This is a genomic window from Luteitalea sp., from assembly GCF_044337415.1.
In the GTDB taxonomy this organism is placed as follows: Bacteria; Acidobacteriota; Vicinamibacteria; order Vicinamibacterales; family Vicinamibacteraceae; genus Luteitalea.
Map to the genome: position 1 here is coordinate 1 of NZ_JBIINP010000065.1, position 20,978 is coordinate 20,978.

Consider the following 20,978-nt stretch of genomic DNA (forward strand, 5'->3'; position numbering starts at 1 on the left):
GTGCACAGCACCGGCACGCCCACCGCCGCCTTGATCGCCTTCGCGGCGGGCAGGTTGATCCCCTCGATGCGATCGCCCCGCGCGCGGGCCCAGCGCTGCTCGAACAACCGCTGCGTCGGCTCGAAGCGGAAGAGCAGGTAGTTGCGGAGCGCGTGGCTGCCGCTCGAGAGCAACTGGTCGTAGGTCTTGACCAGTTCGTCGACCGGAAAGTCGCCCGGCGGGTTGCGCGGGTGCGGGAAGTAGCTGCCCGACGACACGTGGATGGCGTCCACGCCGGCCTCGTCGAGCCAGCGGCACACCTGCACGCTCTCCTCCAGCGTGTTGCCCGGCTTCTCGTCATCGTCGAGCGCGTCGTTGTGATCCTCGGCGCTGATCTTGACCTGCAGGTGGAAGTCGGCGCCGACCTCGGCGCGAATCGCGGCCACCACCTCGAGCAGGAAACGGGCGCGCTGGCGCAGCGGGCCGCCGTAGTCGTCGGTGCGGTCGTTGATGCCGGAGCTGAGGAACTGGGTGAACAGGTAGCCGTTGGCGGCGTGCAGTTCCACGCCGTCGAGGCCAGCCTCACGCGCGCGCCGCGCGCCTGCAGCGAAGGCCGAAACCGTCTCGGCGATCTGCGCCTGCGTCATCGCGACGCACGGGAATCCGTGCAGCGGCTCGTCGCGCTCGGTGGCACTCCAGGCCTGGGCGAACTCGATGCCCGGGATGTCGCGCTGCCGTCCGGCGTGCGAGAGCTGCAGGATGAACCGGCAGTCGTGCTCGTGGACGGCGCGGCCGAGTGCGCGCCAGAACGGGATCCGTTCGTCGCGATCGATGGTCGCGTAGTTGGGCACGATGCGACCGCGGATCGTCACCGGCACGAACGACGAGACGATGGCGCCGACGCCGCCTCGCGCGAACTGCGTCTCCCAGTTGATGCGCGCCTGGTTGCCCGAGCCGTCGTAGTTGTCGAAGCGCCCCGAGACGTTGGAGCGGAACACGCGGTTCTTCACCGTGAGGTTCCTGAACGTCAGTGGCTGGAAGATCGTGTCGGCCATGGTGGCAATTTGAAATCGGACATTTGAAATTGAAGGGGGCGTGGCCTTCGGCCTCCGCCCCTCGGCGAACTGCCGACTGCCGACCGGTCCACGGTGACACTCGGCCCAGCCCCCAGCCCCCAGCCCCCAGCGCGTGGCGCCTAGAGCCGCTTCAGGTACGCGATGAGCGCGCGCTTGTCCTCGTCACCGAGCTGCGTGCCGTAGTAGTGGCCGCGGTCGAGCACGAAGTCGGGCGCGACGTTGTTGCGGAGGAAGCCACGGAACAGCGACTCGTCAGACAGCAGGTTCAGCACGATCCGGTTGCGCACGATGGCGGGCAGCCGGGTGGGGTCGACGCGCGCAATCAGGTCGATGGGCGTCCCGGCGGGGATCTGCACGGGCTTGTCGCGCCCCGTGACGGCCAGCTCGCTCGGCGTGCTGGTCACGATGATCGACTGCACGCCGAGTCGCTTCTCGGGCCAGAGGAGCTTCTCGACGGCGTCGTGGAACGCGGCCATGCGGCCCGCAACCGACGGATCCTTCACGTACGTGCCGAGCGCGTTGTTGTGGAGGTACGGTGCCGTGGCCCACATCGACACCAGCGACGGCGTGCGGTAGTAGCCGCCCTTCGACACGGTGACGCTCAGCGGCTCGGACGGCTTCTGCGGGTTGTGCAGGCCCGTGATCGTGCCGGCCGGGGGCAGCTGCTTGTAGGTCTCCGACGAGAACTCCTCCCAGACGTTGCCCTTCTGGGCGTTGGTGCCCATGGCGCGCGCCACGTTGGTGCCGAGCTCGCGCACGGAGTACCGGCGGTCGTCCGAGAGGAAGTTGTCGGTGAGGAAGTCGGGCGACTGCACGGCCTCCTCGAACCAGGCCTTCCGTGCGCCGGGGTCCGACAGCGGCGAGGGCGGCTGCTTGCTCGAGTGGCACTGCGCGCACTCGCGCGCGAACACGCGGCCACCCTGCGTCACTTCGTCCTGCGGCTCTCCGAGGTAGCGTGCGCCGCCCGGGGCGTCGGCCAGCGGCATCGGCCCGATCGTCCGGAGGAAGGCCTCGGCGGCTTCCATGCGTGCCTCGGTGGCGCGCCAGTCCGCGCACTTCTCGCGCGCCTCGGCCATGCGGAACGGCTGCTGCGGCACGAGCCCGGCCACGGCATCGATTCGCGTCAGCCAGATGTCGGCGCACATGCCGATGTTCACGTACACGCGCAGCGATGCCCCGGCGACCCCCACCGAGTCGGCGCCGTCCTTGAGGATGTGGTGCACGGCCCGTTCGGTCCCGTCGGGCATGCGCTCCATCACCGTGGGGCGATGCGCCAGGTGGAACACCGCGTTGATGTTGCTCGGGTTGTGGACGTGGTCGGTGGCGAAGCGCGACGTGTCGGACGTGCCCGGGGGCTGCCGGCTGCCGAGGTGCCAGCGGAAGTCCTTCGACGTCATCTTCAGGTTGAAGAGCCGGCCCTCCTCCCAGTACTGGTTGCCGATGGCGCCCGCCAGTTCACTCCAGCGCGGCCGCTCGGGGTCGGCGGGCGGGTGCAGCGGGTTGAAGCCGACATGGCAGAAGCCGCACGCCATCCCGATCAGGTACGGCGGCTCGATCCCCTTCGGGTGCGCGCGGTACTGATCGGCGTTCCACTTCGCAGGGTCGAACTTCGGGTTGTCGAACCGCCGCAGGCCGACGATGCCGGCTGGGCGCCCGAACTCGGCCGGCAGGCCGTCGGGCGCGCAGGTGTCGAGCCACAGGCCATGCGCATCGGGGCCGGTGGCCGCCTGGCACCCCGGCTGGGTGACCGCGCCGAGCTCACGGAAGCGCCGGCCGTGGCGACGCGAGTCCACGTAGTTGAGGAGATCGACGTTGCCGTCGGTGATCTCCGCCATGCGGACCCAGAACTTCTCGTTGCCGCCCGTCCAGAAGTACCAGGTGTCGCGGCCCCGGCGTTCCACCTCGCTGAGGCGCGTGCCGTAGCCGAAGTCCTCGTCGGTGTCGTAGCGCGGCTGGGGCGCGCCTGTCGGCTGCGCTCGTGTTCCGGCCTCCGGCCCCCGCGTCGCGGCCACACCCGCCAGGCCGGCCCAGGCCAGTCCCAGCAGCGCCAGCGTGATCCCTCGACCTGTTCCGGTCATGCCCCGTCTCCTGAAAGCTCCGGCTTGCGGATTGCCGCCGTACCGGGATGAACGGCGGATGCGGCCAATCCGTACCGGCACGCCCGGCTCGGGGCGGCGATGGCATGTCCTGCTGTTCGTTAGTACGTCGCCGAGCGTTGTCGCTCATGACCCGACACTCCGGCCGGCGCACGCATGAGGCGTCGCACGAGCACGACCATGGCCAAGAAGAAGCCCTCGCGTCCCACTCGCCCGACCGCGTCTGGGCGTCGCCCGTCCACTCGATCGACGGGACGCCGGCCGCGCACCGGCTCGGCCGTCGCGTCTCCCGGGATCCCTGGTGCGTCGCCGGGGGCCTACGAGGCGACGTGCCGCGCGCTGGTCGTGTTCGCCGCGCCCAGCGAGCGCAGCGACGCCACGGCGCGTGCCATCGCCGAGGCGGCCGTGCGTGCGTCCATCGGCGAGGGGTACGTGGTGGAGCCGCTCGGGGCCGGTGCGCGTGACGACCGCGTCAGCCGTGCAGACGACGCGACCATCCCTGTGGGCGAGGCGTGGGCGGCCGCGCGCGCCCTCGAGGCGCACCGAGACATCGCCGATGCCGAGCCGGCCATCGAAGCGGGGGCGACCGGTCGCGGGGTGTCGGGCGTGGCGCCCGCGGCCACGCTGGCTTGCTCAGCACGAAGCCGTAGCTCCCGGGCCGGTGCGCAGGCGCGCAACATCACCCCCACGCGCCTGGCCCGCGAGGGATCGGCTGCCCTCCGTGCCCGCCTCGGCTGAGGTCCTGGCGATGCCGGGCGTATGGGAGACCGACGCGGAATGGCGACGCCTCAAGGGCGAACTCGTCGCATGGCGCAAGCGCCGGGTCGCGGCCGACCCGTCGGGGCAGCATCACTCGCAGCTGGAGGCCACGCACGGCCTCGTCGATGGCGTGCTCGAGCGCCTGCATGGGCCCATCGCCGCGATGAGCGGCGTCGGCGCGCATGTCGCGGAGGCCTGCCGCGTGCACGACAGGCGGCTGGCCTGGCTCCGTCGCCTGTGGTCGTTCCTGCGCGATCGCTTCGACCAGCGCGACGACCCGACGCTCGGTCCGGTGCTTCGCGCGGCCGACGAGGTCGTGTGGAGCTGTTACCGTCAGCCGTTCGCGTCGCTCGGCCCGCATGGGGACGGGCTCGCCGGCCCGCCGCCGCTGCCGTTCGTCGAGCCCGTCCTGACGCCGGAGGTCTTCCCGCAGGGCCTCGTGCCCGGTGAGTTGCGGCGCGACGTCGACGCGCCCTTCCTGCGCTCTGCGCTCGAGCAGTTGCCCTTCGCGGTGGTGCGTGTGCCGGCCTCGTGCGCCACGGCGCCGTGGTGGCTCGTGCACCTCGGCCACGAGGTCGGGCACGTCATCGACGCGCAACTGCTGGGAGCGGCGGACCGTGCGCGGATCGTCGAGGGTTGTGGCCTCGACGACGACGCCACCGGTGCGTGGACGCGCTGGAGTGGCGAGACGTTCGCGGATGTGTACGCGGCTCTCATGCATGGGCCGTGGGCGCTGTGGGCGCTGTCGACCGCCGAGGCGCAGGATCCCGTCGGCCTCGCACAGCGCCGCGACAGCTACCCGCCGCCGGTCGTGCGCCTCCTGGCCATGGCACACGCCCTCGATTGCGTGGGCGCGCCACTCGACGACCTGCAGGCCGAGATCGCGCACTGGCAGCAGATGGTGGATGCCGATGCGTCGTTGATGGCCATGACCGCCGCGGGGCGGCTCGTCGTGGAGGGGCTGGTCGCCCATCGCGTGCGTCGCACCTCGTGGGTGGACCTCGCCGCGTGGGTACCCGCCGCGTGGAGCCGCACGGCCCTCACGCCACGGGGCCGACAGATCGCCACCCGTCCGGCGACGCCAGATCCACGGCCGCAGCGATGGTGGGTGCGGGCGGCCGTCGCCGCCGCCGTGCTGCGCCGCCGCGATGCCGACGCCAACAGCCAGGCGGCGACGTTCGATGGCGAGCGCCTCGGCGCCGACCTGCTCGCCTGGCTACCGGCGCTGCGCGAGGGCGGCACCCGCAGCCGCGGCGCGGTGTCGACCGCCGTGATCGACGCGCAGTGCGCCGCGCTGGCGCGCGACCTGATGGATGCGGAGCCACTGCCATGACGGCGCCCGTCCGCTTCACCGTGGTCATGCAGGCGCAGGACGCCGGCGATGCGGGCGCCCCGGGACCGGCCACCTGGACGAGCGACGTGCGCGACGCCGCCGGCACGGTGCTCGACGGCAGTACCCGGATCCTCCGCGCCCTGCCGCTCGAGGACGATGACGTCCTACTCACGTTCCCGGCCTGCCACGCGCCACTCGCCGACGGTGCGTCCGACGCCGACGTGCTCCACGCACTCGATGCCCGCACGCTCGGCCGCTGGTACGCCAACATGGCCGGTGGGCAGGCCGCCGATGGCATGGCGCGGCGGTTCGGGCGGTACGCCTTCGAGCTGGTGCTCGGCGAGGCCGTGTGGACGGCAATGCTGGCCTCGGCCGGCGACGCGCCCATCGACCTGCGCATCGCCTGCGCGCCAGACGCGTGGGCGCTGATGCGCCTGCCCTGGGAGCTGATGCACGACGGACAGCACTTCCTGGCGGCGCGCCCGGGGCCGCTCGTGCTCCTGAGTCGTCAGGTGGAGGCGCCCGGGGCGCCGGCGGGAGCCCGGGCCTTCACGCCGCGCGTGCTCTTCGTGGTCGGCGCCCTCGAGGGCGACGTCGAGATTCGCGCGGGAGCGGAGTACCTCGGCCTGCTGCGGCGGTTGCAGGCCCTCGACCTGCCGCTCGAGTCGCGCGTGCTCCGCGACGCCACCGCGGAGTCGCTCCAGGCCGAGATGGCGCGTTTCCGGCCCTCGGTGGTGCACTTCGTCTGCCACGGCGGCTTCATCGAAGGGCGCGGGGCGTTGCGGCTGCTGGCCTCCGACCCGGCGCTGCCCTTTGTCGACTACACGGCGCCACAGCTGCTCGCGTTGCTCGCCACCACCGACGAGGCCGGCGAGGTGCGGTATCCGCCCGTCGTCGTCCTCAACGCGTGCTACAGCGCCACGCCACCCGCACCCGGTGCGGACCCCATCGAGCAGTTGTCGGCGGCGCCGGTGTTCGGCACCGGGTCGGCCGTGCTGCCGACCCAGGCCGGCATGGTGCCGCTCGGGGCCGAGCTGGTGCGCGGCGACGGGGTGCACGGCGGACCGGCGCTGGTCATCGGCATGGGCGGCAAGGTGGCCGATCTGGCGTGCCGCCTGTTCACACGCCAGTTCTATCAGTCGCTGCTGCGAGGCAATCCGACGTGGTCGGCCGCGGCGGGCCGTCGCGGCGCCTTCGTTCACGGGTTCGATCCACTCGACACCATCGACTGGGCGATGCCCGTGGTGTTCGTCGAGGCGTCGGCGCACTTGTCGGTGGACGCCGCCGAGCTCGACGTCGCGCGTCGTCGCGAGGCGGCGGCCCGCCAGTTCCGTCGGCAGGCCGATCCCCCGGCGTTCTGCGGTCGCCTGACGTACTTCGACCAGTGGCGCCAGCTCACGTCCGCCCCCTCGGTGCCGGCGCGCCGGCTGCTGGCGATCTCGATGAGCGCCTTCGATGCCGACAAGCAGCTCGGCGCGACGCGGTTGCTCGAGGAACTGGCGGTGGCTGCCGTGCACGCCGGTCACGTACCGATCCTGCGGGCCTACGCCAGCAAGTCCGGATCGCCGGAGCGGCCCAACGACGTCCCGGCCATTGCGCGCGAGTTGCTGGCGGCGGCGCTGCAGACGCGCCTCAACTACGGACTTGGCGCCCTCACCGCGGTGCCGCAGGTCCTGGCGCTCGTGCAGCGGCAGCAGGGCGACACGACGGCGCCGCTCGATCCGGCGATTGCCACGGCCTGGATGCTCGACCAGAGCGAGGCGTGGCGTCTGGCGATCCAGCAGGACCTGTGGCGGGTGCGCGACGAGATCGTCGCCCACGTCGGCGGGCGACCCCGCGGCCCGGGCACGCCCCTCGCGGTGGTCCTGCTCGACGAGGTCCAGCGGTACGCCGACGTGGCCGGCCGGTTCGTCACCGACCTGCTGCGGGCCGGCGGCCTCGGCACGTTGCAGGATCCCATCCCGGTCGCCTTCACCTTCCGCAAGGACCCCAACTACGCTGGCCCGTTCGAGCAGATCCGCACCGCGCTCGATGCGGTGTCCAACTGGGCGATCCGCGAGGAACTGCGTCCGCTCAGCGAGGCGATCAGCGATCGCTCGATCTACCTGCACCTGCTGCTGCACCGACCCCGGCCGCTGGTGCCCGTGCCCAGCCTGGCGGAGCGGCAGGTGGACCTGCTGTACCAGAACATCCATCGGGCCACGAGCGAAGGCTATCCATCACACTTCAGGGAGACCGCGCAGCGGCTCGGCGACGCCCTGAAGATCCTCCAGGACTACAGCATCGTGCAGCCGGCCACCGACGAAGACGTCATCCGGACGCTGGGGGACCACTGATGTCGTCGGCCTCGCCAACGCCCGACGTGGCCGGGGCGCTCGACCGGCTCGAGAGCCTGCTGTCGAGCAGCGCCCCCGACGTGCCGCGCGACGTCGGTGATCCCGACGTGGCGCGCTGGCTCTGCCTCGTCCCCGCCTGGTCGCCTGCGCTGGCACAGCGCTGCGGGTTCCCGGGCTGGCAGCCCGGCGACGAGCCGGCCCGCCTGCAGGCGTGGCGGGCCGAGGGGCTCCTCGACCACGAGACCTCGCCGCTGACCATCGACGAGACCGGCCGGTTCACGCCGCCGCAGGAACTGTTCTGGATGCCACGGCAGGAGCGTCAGCGATGGCTGACGCGTCTGCTGGCCGAGGATGGTCGCGAGCGCCTGCGTACCCTCGCCGTCGACCTCGCCACCCGCATCCTCGGGCAGCCGCGCGACCACCACATGCCGTCGACCACGTGGCGCTGGGCGACGCTGGCGGTCCAGGCCCTGCAGCCGGTCTGGATGCTCGAGGACGCCTTCGTGCCCGAGCTCCAGCAGGCGCTCGCGGCCAATCGGCCCGACGAGGCGTGGCTGTGGATCGAGGCCCTGCAGCGCGTCGCCGAGGTGGCGCCGGGCGACGCCACCACGCTGCAGCAGCGCGCCGTGCGCCAGCTCGCGCTGTTCGACCGTACCAGGACCGATCGTGCGGTGCTGCGCGACTACCTGCCGCGCCCCGCCTTGTTCGAGGCCTACCGCACCCTGCTCACCGGGCCCGACTCCGACTGGGCGCTGCACTACCTCGGGGGCGGCGGCGTCGGCAAGACCATGTTGATGCGCGCCTTGACCTCCGGCACCGCCGAGCACCTGCCGCCCGGCATCGACCTGCCGCCGACGGTCACGGCCCGCATCGACTTCGACCACATCGATCCCGACTACCCGGCACGGCGGCCCGGGTTGCTGTTCGCGCACCTGGCCGAGGAGCTGCGGCTCAAGGACGAGGCGCTGCGGGCGTCCGAGGGATTCGAGCTGCTGTTCCGCAAGATCGGGTTGCTCCACGAGCGGCCCGAGAGCGAGCGCACCACCGACGACGAGATCGACGACATGCTGCAGGTCTTCGCCTGGGCCTGCGGCGAGCTGTCGCAGTCGCGCGGCGCCCGGGTGGTGTTGCTGCTCGACACCTGTGAGGAACTGGCCCGGCTCGGCCCAGGCGGGCGCCTTCCCGACAGCGTGGAGCGCACCTTCGACCTCCTCACGCGGCTGCACGATCGGCTGCCGTCGATCCGCGTCGTGCTGTGCGGCCGACGCGCGCTCGCCGGCACCTATGCCGGTGGCGTCGGCGTGAGCCCGGACCTGCCGGCGCGGCCGTGGCTCGCCCTGCACCGCGTCTTCGCGTTCTCGGAAGAGGAAGCGGGCGCCTACCTGTCTCGCGTCGGCGTGCCGGCCGCGCTCGTCGATCCGATCCTCACGCGGAGCGGCGCGGCTGCCTCGTCGGCCACCCTCGGGCTGCCCTCCGAGACGGTGGTGCCGCGCTACAGCCCGTTCAGCCTGTCGGTCTACGCCGGGTGGGTGGCGCGCCAGCCGGCCCTGACGCCCGCCGACATCCTCGACGACGTGGTCGACCACTTCGTGCGGATCCGCATCCTCGACCGCATCCACAACATCGACGTGCGCCGGCTGCTGCCGCACGTCGCACTGCTCGGCCGGTTCGACGAGGCGACGCTGCGCGCCTGCGCCGACCTGCGGCCCGACGTCGCCGACGCGGTGCTGCGCGAGCTCGGCTCGCAGGAGTGGATCGATCGGCAGGCGGGCGGCTACTACGCCGTCGAGCACGAGCTCCGCACGCGGCTGTTGCAGTACTTCAAGGACACGCAGAAGGAGGAGCTGGCGGCCGCACGGGCCCGCGTGCTGCCGGTGCTGCGGGCCCTCCTCGAGGACGGGGGCGTCGCCGACGTGCCCGACGAGGCGGTGGTGCAGGCGGTCACCGAGCTGCTGCCCGGCAATCGTGACGCGATGCTCGCGACGTGGCGCGTGCTCGATGGCCGCATCGTCGCCGGCGCGCACGCCGGCTGGGGCACCCGCGTGCTCGGGCGACTGCTCGCCGACGAGCAGGGCCTGGCCTCGCCGGCCCTCGATGCCGGTGTGTGGGCCGCGTGGGTGACCACGTATGGCGAGTGCGTCCTGCGCACGCAGGGGGCGGCGGCCCAGGTCGACCTGTGGCCCCGCGCGTGGGACCACGCCGCGCACCTCACCGATCCCGTGGTGCGTGCCACGGTACGGGCGCGGATTGCCGCCGGCGGCCTGGCGGCCGGCAGTGCGGCCGGCGGCACGGGCGACGTGGACCGGTGGGCGATGCGGTTGTTCAACGTGGTGACCGCCACGGACGAACAGGCGTTGGCCAACCCCGCGGATCTCGCGCCGGTGGTGGCCGCGTTGATGGCCAGCGCCGAGGCCCTCGATCGCCGCGGCGATCCGTTCGTGCCCGCCGAGCCGATGCTGGAGCGCGTGGCCAACGCGCTGACCGGCCTGGGGCACGCGCCCTCGCGGGCGCTGGTGCTGGCCTGCCTGGGGCGGTTCGCAGCGCGGCGGCAGGACGCCGACAGCGCGCACCGGCGGTTCGTCGAGGCGCTCGGCATGATCGCATCGTCGGAGGACCGCGAGCTGCCGCCGTGCCTGCAGTGGCCGGTCGGCCTCGATGCAACTTCGTGGGTCGTGCTCGAGGCGCTGCGCGGCCTGGTAGGCCTGGAGCCGGTCGAGGACACGCTCGTGCGGTTCGCGACGCTCCCGCCGGTGCGCAGCGCGACGGCGCTCAATCGCATCGAGGCGCTGCGTCTCCGGCTTGCCGAGGCCGGTCACTGGGTGTCGTCGCGCGAGCGCGTGGAATTGCGGCTCGAACAACTGTCCGCACCTGCGGCGCCGAGCGGTGGCGCCGCGGTGGCCAGGCGCTTCGGCGAGGAGAAGGTCGACCCCAGCGACGTCGCCGTGGTGAGGTCGATGGGCGAGGCGCTCGTGCCGCCGCGCGCAGTCGCGTTGGCCATGGACCTCATCGACCATGCCCGTCCTGCGGAGGGGCTGCGGTTGCTCGCGGAGCTGACCTCGCTGGCCACGAGTGCCAGGAACACCGTGGTGGCCACCGCCGCCGAGGTCGCGCGGGTGGAGGCCGTCACGCGCCTGCGGCTCGGCGAGCATGGCCGGTTGAGCCGACAGCTCTCCGAGGGCCTGCGCTCCCTCGACATCGAGGGCCGCGAGCGCGCTCGCGCCTTCATCGACACCGACGGAGGGTTCAATCCGGAGTCGACGGCGCAGATCGCGCTCGACAACGAGGTGGTGACCACGCGTGGCGATGCCCACGCGGTGTGGCGTGCGCGCCGGGCCTTCACGCCCGCGGAGCGTGCGCAACTCGCGCGGATGGGGCCAACCCTGCTGTCGGTCGGCGGTCCGTCCGATGGCGAGTGGGCCCGGGCGTGCGTGGCCCTCGACCTGGTGGAGTGCAGCGAACTCGGCGGTGACGTGGCGACGCAGATGGCGGCCAACGCGCCACCCTCGCCCGAGGACTGGTGGAGCCGGCACCCTGCGTTGCCCGTGCATGCCCTGCGCCTCTGGGTGCGCAGCGCCGCGCTCGGCGTCTCGCCAGGGGGACCCACGACACACCTGGTTCGCCGCGTCGGGGTGAGGCGAGCGGCGCTGATCGCGCTCGATGAGGGCGAGCTGCTGGCACTGCGGCTGCCCTCGCCGGCGCTGCGCCTGCTGGCGCTTGCGCTCACCTGGTTCGAGGATGCGGGCGACGCGTTCGGCACCTGGCAGGTGCAGGCAGTGCTGGCGATGACGCGCATCCGCGCCGGGGTGCCGCGGGAGGCTGTCGATCTGTCGGGGCTCCGCGCCGCGCACGAGGCGATCGCGCTGTGGGAGACGGCGGGGCTGCCGCCATGGGACGCCATCGTGTCGGCGACGTCGCTGCCGCTCCCGGAGTCTGTGGGAGGCACCGGCGCCCAGCTCGCGGCCGAGCTCAGTGTGCGCTCGTCTACCGGCCTGGAACGTGCCCCGGCCGAGTGGACGCCGTGGTTGCACCGCCTCATCGCGCTCCACCACTGGGTGGCCGGCGGCGTGCGTCCCGAGGTGTTGTTCGCACGCGCCGACCAGGTGCCGCTCGAACTGCGGGCGTGGCCCGTGGACGGCTTCGGGCCGACCACGACCTCCGAGACCGCGCTCGCGCTCCAGAAGGGGCGCCCCCCGCAGACCGATCCCGGCACGGGGCGAATCGTGCTGGAGAGCCCTCGCTGGTCGGAGAGTGCGCCAGCTCCGGCACCTGTGGATCCCGGCACTGGCGCCTTCCCGACGCTGCCGTCCGTGGGATCGGCCGCGCCCTCGGCGAGCCCCGGCCCGCCTCGGTCGCGTGGGGGCGCGTTGGTCTGGATCGGCGTCGGCGTCGTCCTGCTGGCCGCGCTGCTCGCGCTGGGTGCCCTCTGGGGTGTCTCGCGGGTGGGGAACTCGTCGATGGCCGATCCCGGCGCGTCGCTCGGCGAGCCCCTCGAGAGCCCGACGCGTCCTGTCGACACCGTGGGGTCCGACGGGCCGAGTCTGGCCGCGTCTGCGCCGCCGGGCGGCGGAGTGGCGGCGTCGGGGACGGCGCCGGCCGCGCCGACCGTCTCTGGTGGTCGCCTCGCGCCCGCCGCGTCGGACGCGACGGTGGTCTGGCCTGGCCTGATCGTGGCCGTCCTCGTGGGCGCGGCGGCGGCCTCCTGGCTCCTGATTCGTCGCCGGCGTCGCGCGGGCGATGCAGGCGATGCGGTGGCGTCGGTGAGCCCGGTGCCTGTTCGCGCCTGGCAGGCGGCGATCGCGCTGGGCGGTGGCGAGGCGTCCTTCGGGCGCGCCGGGGTGCTCGACGCGACAGTGACGCTGCGCGACGAGGATGGACACACGGCGACCTCGGCGCACCTGCGCATGCGGCGGTCCGACGCGTACGCGGGTCTCGACGCGTTGCGCCAGCCGCCGATGGGCACCGCGTTGTCGACGGCGGTCCGCGTGACCCCCGCCGTGGACCGGGTCGACCTGCTGTTGCCGAGCCGCGCGGCGTGGCCGTGTTGGGAGGCGCTGCTCTGGACCGGCACGCTCGAGGGCTCACGCCTCGGTCCGCCGGTGGTCCGACACGTGCCCGTGTCGCGTGCGCGGGGGTTCCGCCCCGCAGAGGGTCGGTTGCGCGTGGCGCTCGTCGCCGACTCGCCGGGGGAGGCGCGGCAGGCGACATACGCGTGGGAGGCCTCGGTCCGGGCCGAGCGCGTGACGCTGGCCCCGGCCACCGCCGAGCAGATCCGCAGCGGCCAGCCGGTCGCCGGCGTCGGCGTCGTGCACGTGGTGGCCTCGACGGTGGAGACGCCGCAGGGGCTGTTCGTCGAGGTGTCGGGCCACGACGCACCGCAGGGCGAATCGCTCGAGAGCCTCCACGAGGCTCGCGGCACGCTGTTCGACGCATCGCAGCTCGCGCACGTGTTCCCCGAGGCGTCGTGCGTGCTGCTGCAACCGGCGCGCCGTGCGTCGCTCGAGCTGACGCCCGCCGGCCGCGAGGCCTGCGCCACCGCGCGGCTGTTCGGCGCGGCGCTTGCCGAGCAGGGCGTGCCCATCGTGGTGGTGCTGCCGCCGCTCGACGGCGAGCTCGGCGCGCACATGGTGCGGTTGCTGGGACGGCGCGTGCCCTCCCTGGCGATGGGCATGCCATTCGACACCTTCGGCTTCGTGCTGCGGGCGCGGCAGATGGTGTTCGAGCATGCGCAGCGTCTGCTGCCGCGCGACGCGGCGATCGAGCTGGCACTGCAGGTGGTGGTCTATGTCGCCTGAACGAAAGGACTGAGCCCATGAGCCTGCTGACCATCCTCGACAGCTGGAGGGCGCACGAGGCTCCGTCGCTGGTGGTGCACGACGTGCCGGCCAGTGCCGTGCTGCCGGCCGGCGACACCGGCCAGACCTGCCGTGCCGGGGTCGACTACTTCCGCCTGTGGCTGGCGGAGATGCGGCTGGCCCGCGATCGCGAGTGGTTCGCGACCCGGCACCCCGCCGTGCACGCGCTCGTCCGCCTCCGCTTCGGCGACGCCGACGTGGAGTTCCCGACCGTGGCCGGGCCGCTGTCGCTGCCGGGGCTCGACCAGGCGCACTTGGGCGACGTCATCCAGCTCGATCACCTGCTCACGCCGCTCCTGCCCTACAACGGCGGCGTCGTCGAGATCGCGGCCGGGCTGCTCGCCCTCGAGGGCACCAGCGCCGTGAAGGCGGTCGTGAAGGCGATGGAGACCATGGGCGCGGCGCTCGCCGTGCCCCCGCTCTCGACAGCCATCGCGGCGACGGGCGCCCTCGGGTCGGCGCTGCAGGTGCTGCTGGGCGCCGCGTCCGGGCGGCAGCACCTCGGCGTGCACCTCTCGTATGCGGGCGCGCAGGTGCCCAAGGCGCTCCACGCCGGCTACGTGGCCATCGTCAGGCAGGACGCGACGCGGCTCGAGGCACGCGACCTGTCGGTGCAGCACGGGCGCCTGCACCTGCGCGGTGCGCCGGTGACCGGCGTCGACTACATGCTGCTGCGCGTCGAGCGGGTGCAGGAGCGCGACGACTGGCGCGCGCTGACCGCCATCGACGCGCCGTTCCGCGAGGCGCAGGCGGCGCTCGCCTACGGCAACGAGGCGATGGCGAAGGCGTCCATGAGCCGGGCGTTGCTCGAGGCCCTGCAGTCGAAGGACCTCACCGAGGCCGACAGGCGCCGCGTGGCGAGCGAGCTGAAGAAGGCGTGGGAAGACGCCAGGAACCAGGGACTCGGGCTCGAGCGGACGACGCCGTCGCTGGCAGACGCCATGGCGCTCGCCGTGCCCGTCGAGCGATTCGTCGAGGCCGCGCCCGTGTCGATGGAGGCGCTGCTCTCGCTGGACTGAGGACCGGCCGACCCGTCGGGCGGCCGTTGACGTGCAAGAGGAGAACCCATGGCCAAGCGCGCATTCTGTGTGGGCATCAACGACTACCCCTACGACGGCTCCGACCTCAACGGCTGCGTCAACGACGCCAACGCCTGGGCGGCGACGCTGAAGGGGCTGTACGGCTTCAAGGACATCAAGGTGATCGTCGACAAGGCGGCGACGCGCAAGGCGATCCTCGACGGCATCAAGGCCCTGCTCAAGGGCGCCAAGGCAGGCGATGTGCTCGTGTTCACCAACTCGTCGCACGGCTCCTACAAGGCCGACACCGACGGCGACGAGGAGAAGTACGACGAGATCCTGTGCCCGTACGACATCGCCGACAACGACATCTGCGACGACGACCTGCGGCAACTGTTCGCCAACGTGAAGGACGGCGTGTCGCTCACCGTGGTGCTCGACAACTGCTTCTCGGGCACCGCCACCCGCGCGCCCGTGTCGGAGATCATCCCCGGCCTGCGCACGCCCGACGACCGGCGCGTGCGGTTCCTGAGCCCGGCGCTCCGCGGCGGCAAGGTGCTCCAGAACCCCTGGAAGGCCAAGCCGAAGCGGCTCGAGGCCCACCCCGAGGCGGCGATGAAGGAGGTGCTGCTCTCCGGCTGCACCGACAAGGAGTACTCCTATGACGCCAACATCGAGGGCACCTACCACGGCGCGATGACCTTCTACGCGCTCAGGGCCATCCGCGAGGCGCCGGGCACCCTCACGTACAATCGGCTCCATTCACGACTCACGAGCCTGATCGGCGACTATCCGCAGCACCCGCAGCTCGAGGGCAGCAACGCCAACAAGCGACGGAAGCTGTTCACCTGAGACGACGTGTACGAGCTCGACGGCCGGCAGAAGAAGGCGCTGCACGCGGCGCTCCGTCATGCGTTCCCGCGCGCGACGGCCCTCGAGCGCCTCGTCCAGTTCCACCTCGACGAGCACCTCGCGGTGATCGCCGGCGAGGGCGCGCTCGACGACGTCATCTTCCGGCTGATCGCCTGGGCCGAGGTCCAGGGACGCCTCGACGCGCTCGTCAACGGCGCGCGCGCCGAGGTGCCCGGGAATCCGCAGCTGCTCGCCTTCGAGCGGGCGGTGCTCGAGGCCCGCGACGCGCGGCCGCTCGACCCCGCCCTGCGCACGTTCGCCGAGCGCGTGCAACTGGCGCCGACGATGCCGGACGAGCCCGACCTCGAGAAGCGCGTCTTCCGCGCCGGGTTCTCCGACATCGCGCAGTGGCGCGCGCGGCTCGGGCAGGCCGAGCTCGCCGTGTGCCGCCTCGAGGCGCCCGCCTGGCGGGCCCTCGGGACGGGGTTCCTCGTCGGGCCGGACCTGGTGATGACCAACCGGCACGTGATCGAGGCGCTGGCCGGCCACGACGCGCCGCCGATCGTCGCGCGCTTCGACTTCAAGCTGTCGCCCGACGGATCCCGCCTGCGCGAGGGCGAGACCTTCGGCCTGGCACCCGCATGGCTGGTCGCGAGCAGCCCCGTCAGTGATCTCGACTTCGCGCTGCTGCGCCTCGCCACGCCCGCCGGGCGGCTGCCCGCCGGCGGCACCCCCCAGGCGCCGCCGCGCGGCTGGGTCACGCCCGCCTGGCGAGAGCTCGAGCCCGACGAGACGATCTTCGTGATCCAGCACCCGCAGGGCGACACGCTCAAGCTGGCGTCGGGGCGCTACGACAGCCGCGAGCCGACGCGCCTGCGCTACCGCGTCGACACCGAGCCGGGCTCGTCGGGATCGCCGTGCTTCACGGCGCAACTCGAGCTCGTGGCGTTGCATCGGGGCTCGGCCGAGGGCCTGGCCAACCAGGGCGTGCCGTTCGATGCAATCGCGCGCGCGCTGCCGCCCTCGACCATCCCGGCCGCCGCGCCGTTCGTGACGAGCGAGCACGAGCCCGAGGTCGCGGTGGGTGGTGCCCCCACGCCGGAGTCGCTGCCCGCGCCACGGTCGCGTCGGCGCCGCCTGGCGCTCGCGGGCGTCGCTGCCGGGGCGGTGGCGCTCGCCCTCGCCGCCGTGCCCTACCTGTGGTTTCGCCCCGTCGACGACGCCCGCGCCGACGCCAGTGCCGAGGCCGCGCCGTCGCCCACGGTCGAGAGCAGGCCGGCAGCACGCCCCACGCGCGAGATCACGGTGCCCTACACCTGGGCCCATGTGGAGGGCGTCGCGGGCTGCGCTGCCGACGGGCCGCCGGCGCGCGCCCTGTTCCGGCTCGAGACGGTGGGGCCGTGGCCCGTGTCGTCGGGGCCGCGCGCCCGTGAACTGCAACTGGTGGCCATCGGCGCCATCGAGATCGAGGACGCCAGCGTGGCGATGCGTGGAGGCCGTGAGGCCGCGGCCATCGCCCAGTCGCGACGGCACCTCGCGCGCAAGTGGGTGTTCCCGGAGGACGTGCAGGCGCCCGTCGTGGTCGTGGTGTGCGTTCGCACCGCCGGCGCGGCGGCTCCTGGCGCGGTGCCGGAACCGTCGTTCAGGCTGACGACGTGGAAGGAGGTCGGGTGATGAACGCCGAACGAAGAACGCACGCCGCACGCGGGATCGGCCACCTGGCGTGGGCGGTGATCGCGATGCTCGGGCTCGGCGGGTGCCGCGACGCGGCGGCGCCGCCGCCGGTCTCCGCCCCCGTGCCCCAGGCCTCCGCCGTGCTGTACGGCCGTGTCGTCGGCTCCGATCACGCGCCGGCGTCGCCCGCCGACTGGCAGGTGCGGGTCACCGCCGAGTACGAGGACGGCAGCGCCGCGCAGCCGCACGACCGCGAGAGCGGCGGCGACCTCTTCGCGTTCAAGGTCGTGCCCGGCAAGCGCGTGCGCCTGTACTTCGAGGCCGTGCCCTACCAGGCCACCGTCACCGAGTTCCTCGACGTGTCGCGCGACGACAGCGTGCCCCTGCGTGTGCCCGACATCGTGATGGATCGCATCCGCTGGACGATGGCGCTCTTCGCGCAGGGCAATGGCGAGGCGTTCGGCCGCAACCTCGAGGCGCAGGCGGCGATGGCCGAGGCGACCGGGTCGTCAGACATCTTCGTGGCCAACCTGGAGTTCTACCGCAAGGCGTCGGCGAAGTTTCCCGACTGCATGAGGAAGATCGAGGCGTTCGAGGCGACGCCGCGCCACGCCACGCTCGTGCGCGAGGCCGAGCATCGCGGCGTGCCGGTGGGACTGCTGAAGGGCCTGGTGACGGCGCCGGGCAACACGGCGCTGCGAGAGCCCGAGAGCCTCCGGGCCCTGGCCGCGGCGCCCGCCGTGGCCGGTTCGCTCCGGACGGTGGCGCGCCAGGCGCTGGCCGGCACGGACCAGGCGTCGGCCCCGGCCGCGCCGCCGGTCACGCCGGCGGTGCGTACCCCTCCACGATGAACGCCCGCCCCGTCGAGTTGGCCAGCCGCACCTTCAGGGCCTCCTGGTAGTCGTCCGAGAAGTAGAAGGCCCTGGCGGCATCGACCGACGGGAACTCGATCACCACGAAGCGCTGCGGGTGCCAGTCGGCCTCGAGGGGCGTGACCGCGCCGCCGCGCACGAGGAAACGTCCGCCGTGGCGCGCCACGCTGGCCCCGGCGAGATCGCGGTAGGCGGCATAGGGCTCGGGGTTGGTCACGGTGACTTCGACGATGACGTAGGCAGGCACGGACAGGCTCCTTTCGCGAGCGGCCTGACTATACTGCCTGAGCGATGACCGAGACTCCGCCGCTCGTCGGCGTCATCATGGGCAGCAAGTCGGACTGGGACACGATGCAGCACGCGGCCGACGTGCTCGGCCAGTTCGGCGTGCCGTTCGAGGCCCGCGTGGTGTCGGCGCACCGCACCCCCGAGCTGATGCGCGAGTACGCGCTCGAGGCGGCGGCGCGGGGGCTCGAGGTGATCATCGCGGGCGCCGGCGGCGCGGCGCACCTGCCCGGCATGGTGGCCGCGCAGACGGTGGTGCCCGTCATCGGCGTCCCGGTGCAGAGCCGCACCCTCAACGGCCTCGACTCGCTGCTCTCGATCGTGCAGATGCCCGGCGGCGTGCCCGTCGCGACGATGGCGATCGGCACGGCGGGCGCGAAGAACGCCGGGTTGTTCGCGGTGGCGATGCTGGCCGTGCGCCGCCCCGACCTCCGCGCGAAGTTGCAGGCGTTCCGCGACGAGCAGGACCGGATGGTCCGCAGCGAGCCGCTCACGTGATCGCGCCGATTCTCCCCGGTGCCACCATCGGCGTGCTGGGCAGCGGGCAGCTCGGCCGCATGTTCGCCATCGCCGCGCGGCGCCTCGGCTACCGCGTCCACACGTTCTCGCCGGACCAGGACTCCCCGACCGGCCAGGTGGCCGACCACGAGATCACGGCCTCGTACGATGACCTCGCGGCCGTGGCGGCCTTTGCCCGCGACGTGGCGGCAGTGACCTTCGAGTTCGAGAACGTGCCGTCGCGCACCGTCGAGGCGCTCGGCGCCGGCACGGTCGTGCGTCCGTCAGGGGCGGTGCTGCACACGACGCAGCATCGCGTGCGCGAGAAGCAGTTCCTGGTGGGCGCGGGCCTGCCCGTGGCGCCCTTCGCGATCGTGCAGCAGGCCGCCGACCTGCAGGCCGGGCTCGCGCGCGTCGGCATGCCGGCAATCCTGAAGACGGCCAGCTTCGGCTACGACGGCAAGGGCCAGGTGCGCATCGCCACGGCCGACGACGCGGCATCGGCGTGGGCGCGCATCGGCTGGCAGCCCGCCGTGCTCGAGGGCGTGGTCGACTTCACGTGCGAGGTGTCGGTGGTGGTCGCCCGCGCCGCCGACGGAACGATGGTCGACTACGGCGCCATCGAGAACGCGCATCGCGACCACATCCTCGACGTCTCGGTGTGGCCGGCGCGGGTGCCCGCCGACACCGCGGCGCAGGCCGTGAAGGTGGCACGCGCCGCCTGCGAGGCCCTCGACGTCGTCGGCGTGCTGTGCGTGGAGATGTTCGTGACGCGCGACGGCGAGGTGATCGTCAACGAGCTCGCGCCGCGTCCCCACAACTCGGGGCACCTCACGATCGACGGACACGTCACCTGCCAGTTCGAGCAGCAGGTGCGCACCGTGTGCGGCTTGCCCCTGGGCAGCACCGCGAGCCATGCCCCGGCGGCGGCGATGGCCAACCTGCTCGGCCACGAGTGGGCGCACGGCGAGCCGGCGTGGGCGGCTGCGCTCGCCCTGCCGGGCGTGAAGCTCCACCTCTACGGCAAGTCGGAGGCGCGGGCCGGCCGGAAGATGGGGCACCTCACTGCCACCGCTGCGACACCGGACGAGGCCGAGGCCCTGGTCCGCGAGGCCCGTCGTCGGCTGGACCCGAGATAGAGCAGGCTCAAGGCCCAGGGCTCAGGGCTCAGGGAGCAGTCAGAAGGCCACCAGGCGACGGGCTACAGGCTACAGGCTGCCCGCATAACGCCTGTACCCGGCACCCAGCGCTGCGTGGGGCTTCCCTTCGCCCCCGGTACCCGGTACCCGGTACCCGATACCCGCTCCCCGTCTCTCGAACCCCGATCTGCAGCGGCTGCCGTGGGGCCGGGTTGGGACAACCGGCCCTACCTTCCCAGCCCCCAGCCCCCAGCCCTCAAGCCCTCAAGCCCCAAGCCCCAAGCCCCAAGCCCCAAGCCCCCTGAGCCCTGAGCCCTGAGCCCTGAGCCGATTCTGCCGATATCAGATCCGTGGGTGTGTCGACGATGGCGCCGACGGCGATGTGTCCGGGCTGTGGACATCAGATGGAGACGGTCGGCCTGAACCTGCGATACGGGCAGGTCGGGCAGGTGGACGTGTGTGACCACTGCGGCGGCCTCTGGTTCGACCACGGGGAGAGCCAGCGCCTCAGTCCGGGCGCCACGCTGTCGCTGCTCGACCGGCTCACCCTGCGGCCGGAATGCGGCATCCAGCCGCGGTCGGCCTGTCCACGGTGTCGCCAGACGCTGCTCGAGGTGCAGGACCAGCAGCGCGCGACGCGCTTCACGTACCGGCGGTGTTCGTCCGGACACGGTCGGTTCATCACCGCCTATCACTTCCTGCGTGAGAAGGATCTGGTGCGCGAGCTGACGGCGCCGGAGATCGAGGAGGTGCGGGCCCGCGTCCAGCAGGTCAACTGCGTCAACTGCGGCGCCCCGGTCGACCTGTCCGGACGGCTTGCCTGCACGCACTGCGGAACACCGGTCTCGATGGTCGACCCGCAACAGTTGCGCCGGGAACTCGATGCCCTCCACCGCGCCGACACGCGCGATGGCGCCGTCGATCCCACACTCCCCATGCGGCTCGTGCACGAACGAGCCCTCGCCGAGCGAACGTGGGCCACGCTGCCCGGCGAGCGGTCGTGGGTCGATCGCCTGGCCCGCGCCGACGAGGCCTCCACCATCGTCGACGCCGTTGTGCGCCTGCTCGGGTGAGCCGGCGCGCCAGGGTTCCCCGCCAGCGGAGCCCTGGGGCCGATAATGGAAGCGTGCCGCCTGGACCGGGGGCGCGCGGAGCACTGACATGATCGACATCAAGGCGCTGACGCGCTCGGCCAACGACATCGAGGC

At 72.8% G+C, this 20,978-nt stretch carries 14 protein-coding genes; 11 read left to right on the forward strand and 3 right to left on the reverse strand.

What is annotated here, in order from left to right; genetic code table 11:
* On the reverse strand, positions 1–1,034 hold a 1,034-nt coding region (locus tag ACIRDX_RS11695), incomplete at its 3' end, for an NADH:flavin oxidoreductase (protein ID WP_396625607.1).
* A 140-nt stretch (positions 1,035–1,174) separates the two neighbouring features.
* Positions 1,175–3,133, reverse strand: a complete 1,959-nt coding sequence (locus ACIRDX_RS11700; protein ID WP_396625608.1) for a hypothetical protein — start codon at positions 3,131–3,133, stop codon at positions 1,175–1,177.
* Positions 3,134–3,307: 174 nt separating this feature from the next.
* On the opposite strand from ACIRDX_RS11700, the gene ACIRDX_RS11705 reads away from it, so the two are divergent.
* The 8 genes from ACIRDX_RS11705 to ACIRDX_RS11740 are packed head-to-tail and all read left to right on the forward strand — an operon-like array spanning position 3,308 to position 17,827.
* Positions 3,308–3,889, forward strand: coding sequence for a hypothetical protein (locus ACIRDX_RS11705; RefSeq protein ID WP_396625609.1), 582 nt, complete (start codon positions 3,308–3,310; stop codon positions 3,887–3,889).
* A complete protein-coding gene (locus tag ACIRDX_RS11710; RefSeq protein WP_396625610.1) occupies positions 3,873–5,243 on the forward strand; it encodes a hypothetical protein in 1,371 nt (456 codons plus the stop codon). Before ACIRDX_RS11705 ends, ACIRDX_RS11710 begins: the two co-directional genes overlap by 17 nt.
* Positions 5,240–7,579, forward strand: coding sequence for a CHAT domain-containing protein (locus ACIRDX_RS11715; protein ID WP_396625611.1), 2,340 nt, complete (start codon positions 5,240–5,242; stop codon positions 7,577–7,579). The genes ACIRDX_RS11710 and ACIRDX_RS11715 overlap by 4 nt, the downstream gene beginning before the upstream one ends.
* Positions 7,579–13,371, forward strand: a complete 5,793-nt coding sequence (locus tag ACIRDX_RS11720; RefSeq protein ID WP_396625612.1) for a hypothetical protein — start codon at positions 7,579–7,581, stop codon at positions 13,369–13,371. Before ACIRDX_RS11715 ends, ACIRDX_RS11720 begins: the two co-directional genes overlap by 1 nt.
* A gap of 17 nt (positions 13,372–13,388) precedes the next feature.
* On the forward strand, positions 13,389–14,450 hold the full coding sequence (locus ACIRDX_RS11725) for a hypothetical protein (RefSeq protein ID WP_396625613.1): 1,062 nt from the start codon (positions 13,389–13,391) through the stop codon (positions 14,448–14,450).
* A 48-nt stretch (positions 14,451–14,498) separates the two neighbouring features.
* A complete protein-coding gene (locus ACIRDX_RS11730) occupies positions 14,499–15,302 on the forward strand; it encodes a caspase domain-containing protein (RefSeq protein ID WP_396625614.1) in 804 nt (267 codons plus the stop codon).
* Between the two features lie 6 nt (positions 15,303–15,308).
* Positions 15,309–16,976, forward strand: coding sequence for an effector-associated domain EAD1-containing protein (locus ACIRDX_RS11735; RefSeq protein WP_396625615.1), 1,668 nt, complete (start codon positions 15,309–15,311; stop codon positions 16,974–16,976).
* On the forward strand, positions 16,976–17,827 hold the full coding sequence (locus ACIRDX_RS11740) for a hypothetical protein (RefSeq protein ID WP_396625616.1): 852 nt from the start codon (positions 16,976–16,978) through the stop codon (positions 17,825–17,827). The genes ACIRDX_RS11735 and ACIRDX_RS11740 overlap by 1 nt, the downstream gene beginning before the upstream one ends.
* On the opposite strand, the gene ACIRDX_RS11745 is transcribed toward ACIRDX_RS11740, so the two are convergent.
* Positions 17,796–18,095, reverse strand: a complete 300-nt coding sequence (locus tag ACIRDX_RS11745) for a DUF1330 domain-containing protein (RefSeq protein ID WP_396625617.1) — start codon at positions 18,093–18,095, stop codon at positions 17,796–17,798. The two genes, ACIRDX_RS11740 and ACIRDX_RS11745, sit on opposite strands and share 32 nt — an antisense overlap.
* Positions 18,096–18,139: 44 nt before the next feature.
* Between ACIRDX_RS11745 and purE the strand changes: the two genes are divergently transcribed.
* From purE to ACIRDX_RS11760, 3 genes are all read left to right on the forward strand, one after another.
* A complete protein-coding gene (gene purE, locus ACIRDX_RS11750; RefSeq protein WP_396625618.1) occupies positions 18,140–18,631 on the forward strand; it encodes a 5-(carboxyamino)imidazole ribonucleotide mutase in 492 nt (163 codons plus the stop codon).
* Positions 18,628–19,770 (forward strand): 5-(carboxyamino)imidazole ribonucleotide synthase, encoded by a 1,143-nt coding sequence (locus ACIRDX_RS11755; RefSeq protein ID WP_396625619.1) that lies wholly within the window; start codon positions 18,628–18,630, stop codon positions 19,768–19,770. Before purE ends, ACIRDX_RS11755 begins: the two co-directional genes overlap by 4 nt.
* 350 nt (positions 19,771–20,120) lie before the next feature.
* Positions 20,121–20,843: a zf-TFIIB domain-containing protein gene (locus ACIRDX_RS11760; protein ID WP_396625620.1), complete on the forward strand. Its 723-nt coding sequence runs from the start codon at positions 20,121–20,123 to the stop codon at positions 20,841–20,843.
* Positions 20,844–20,978: the final 135 nt, after the last annotated feature.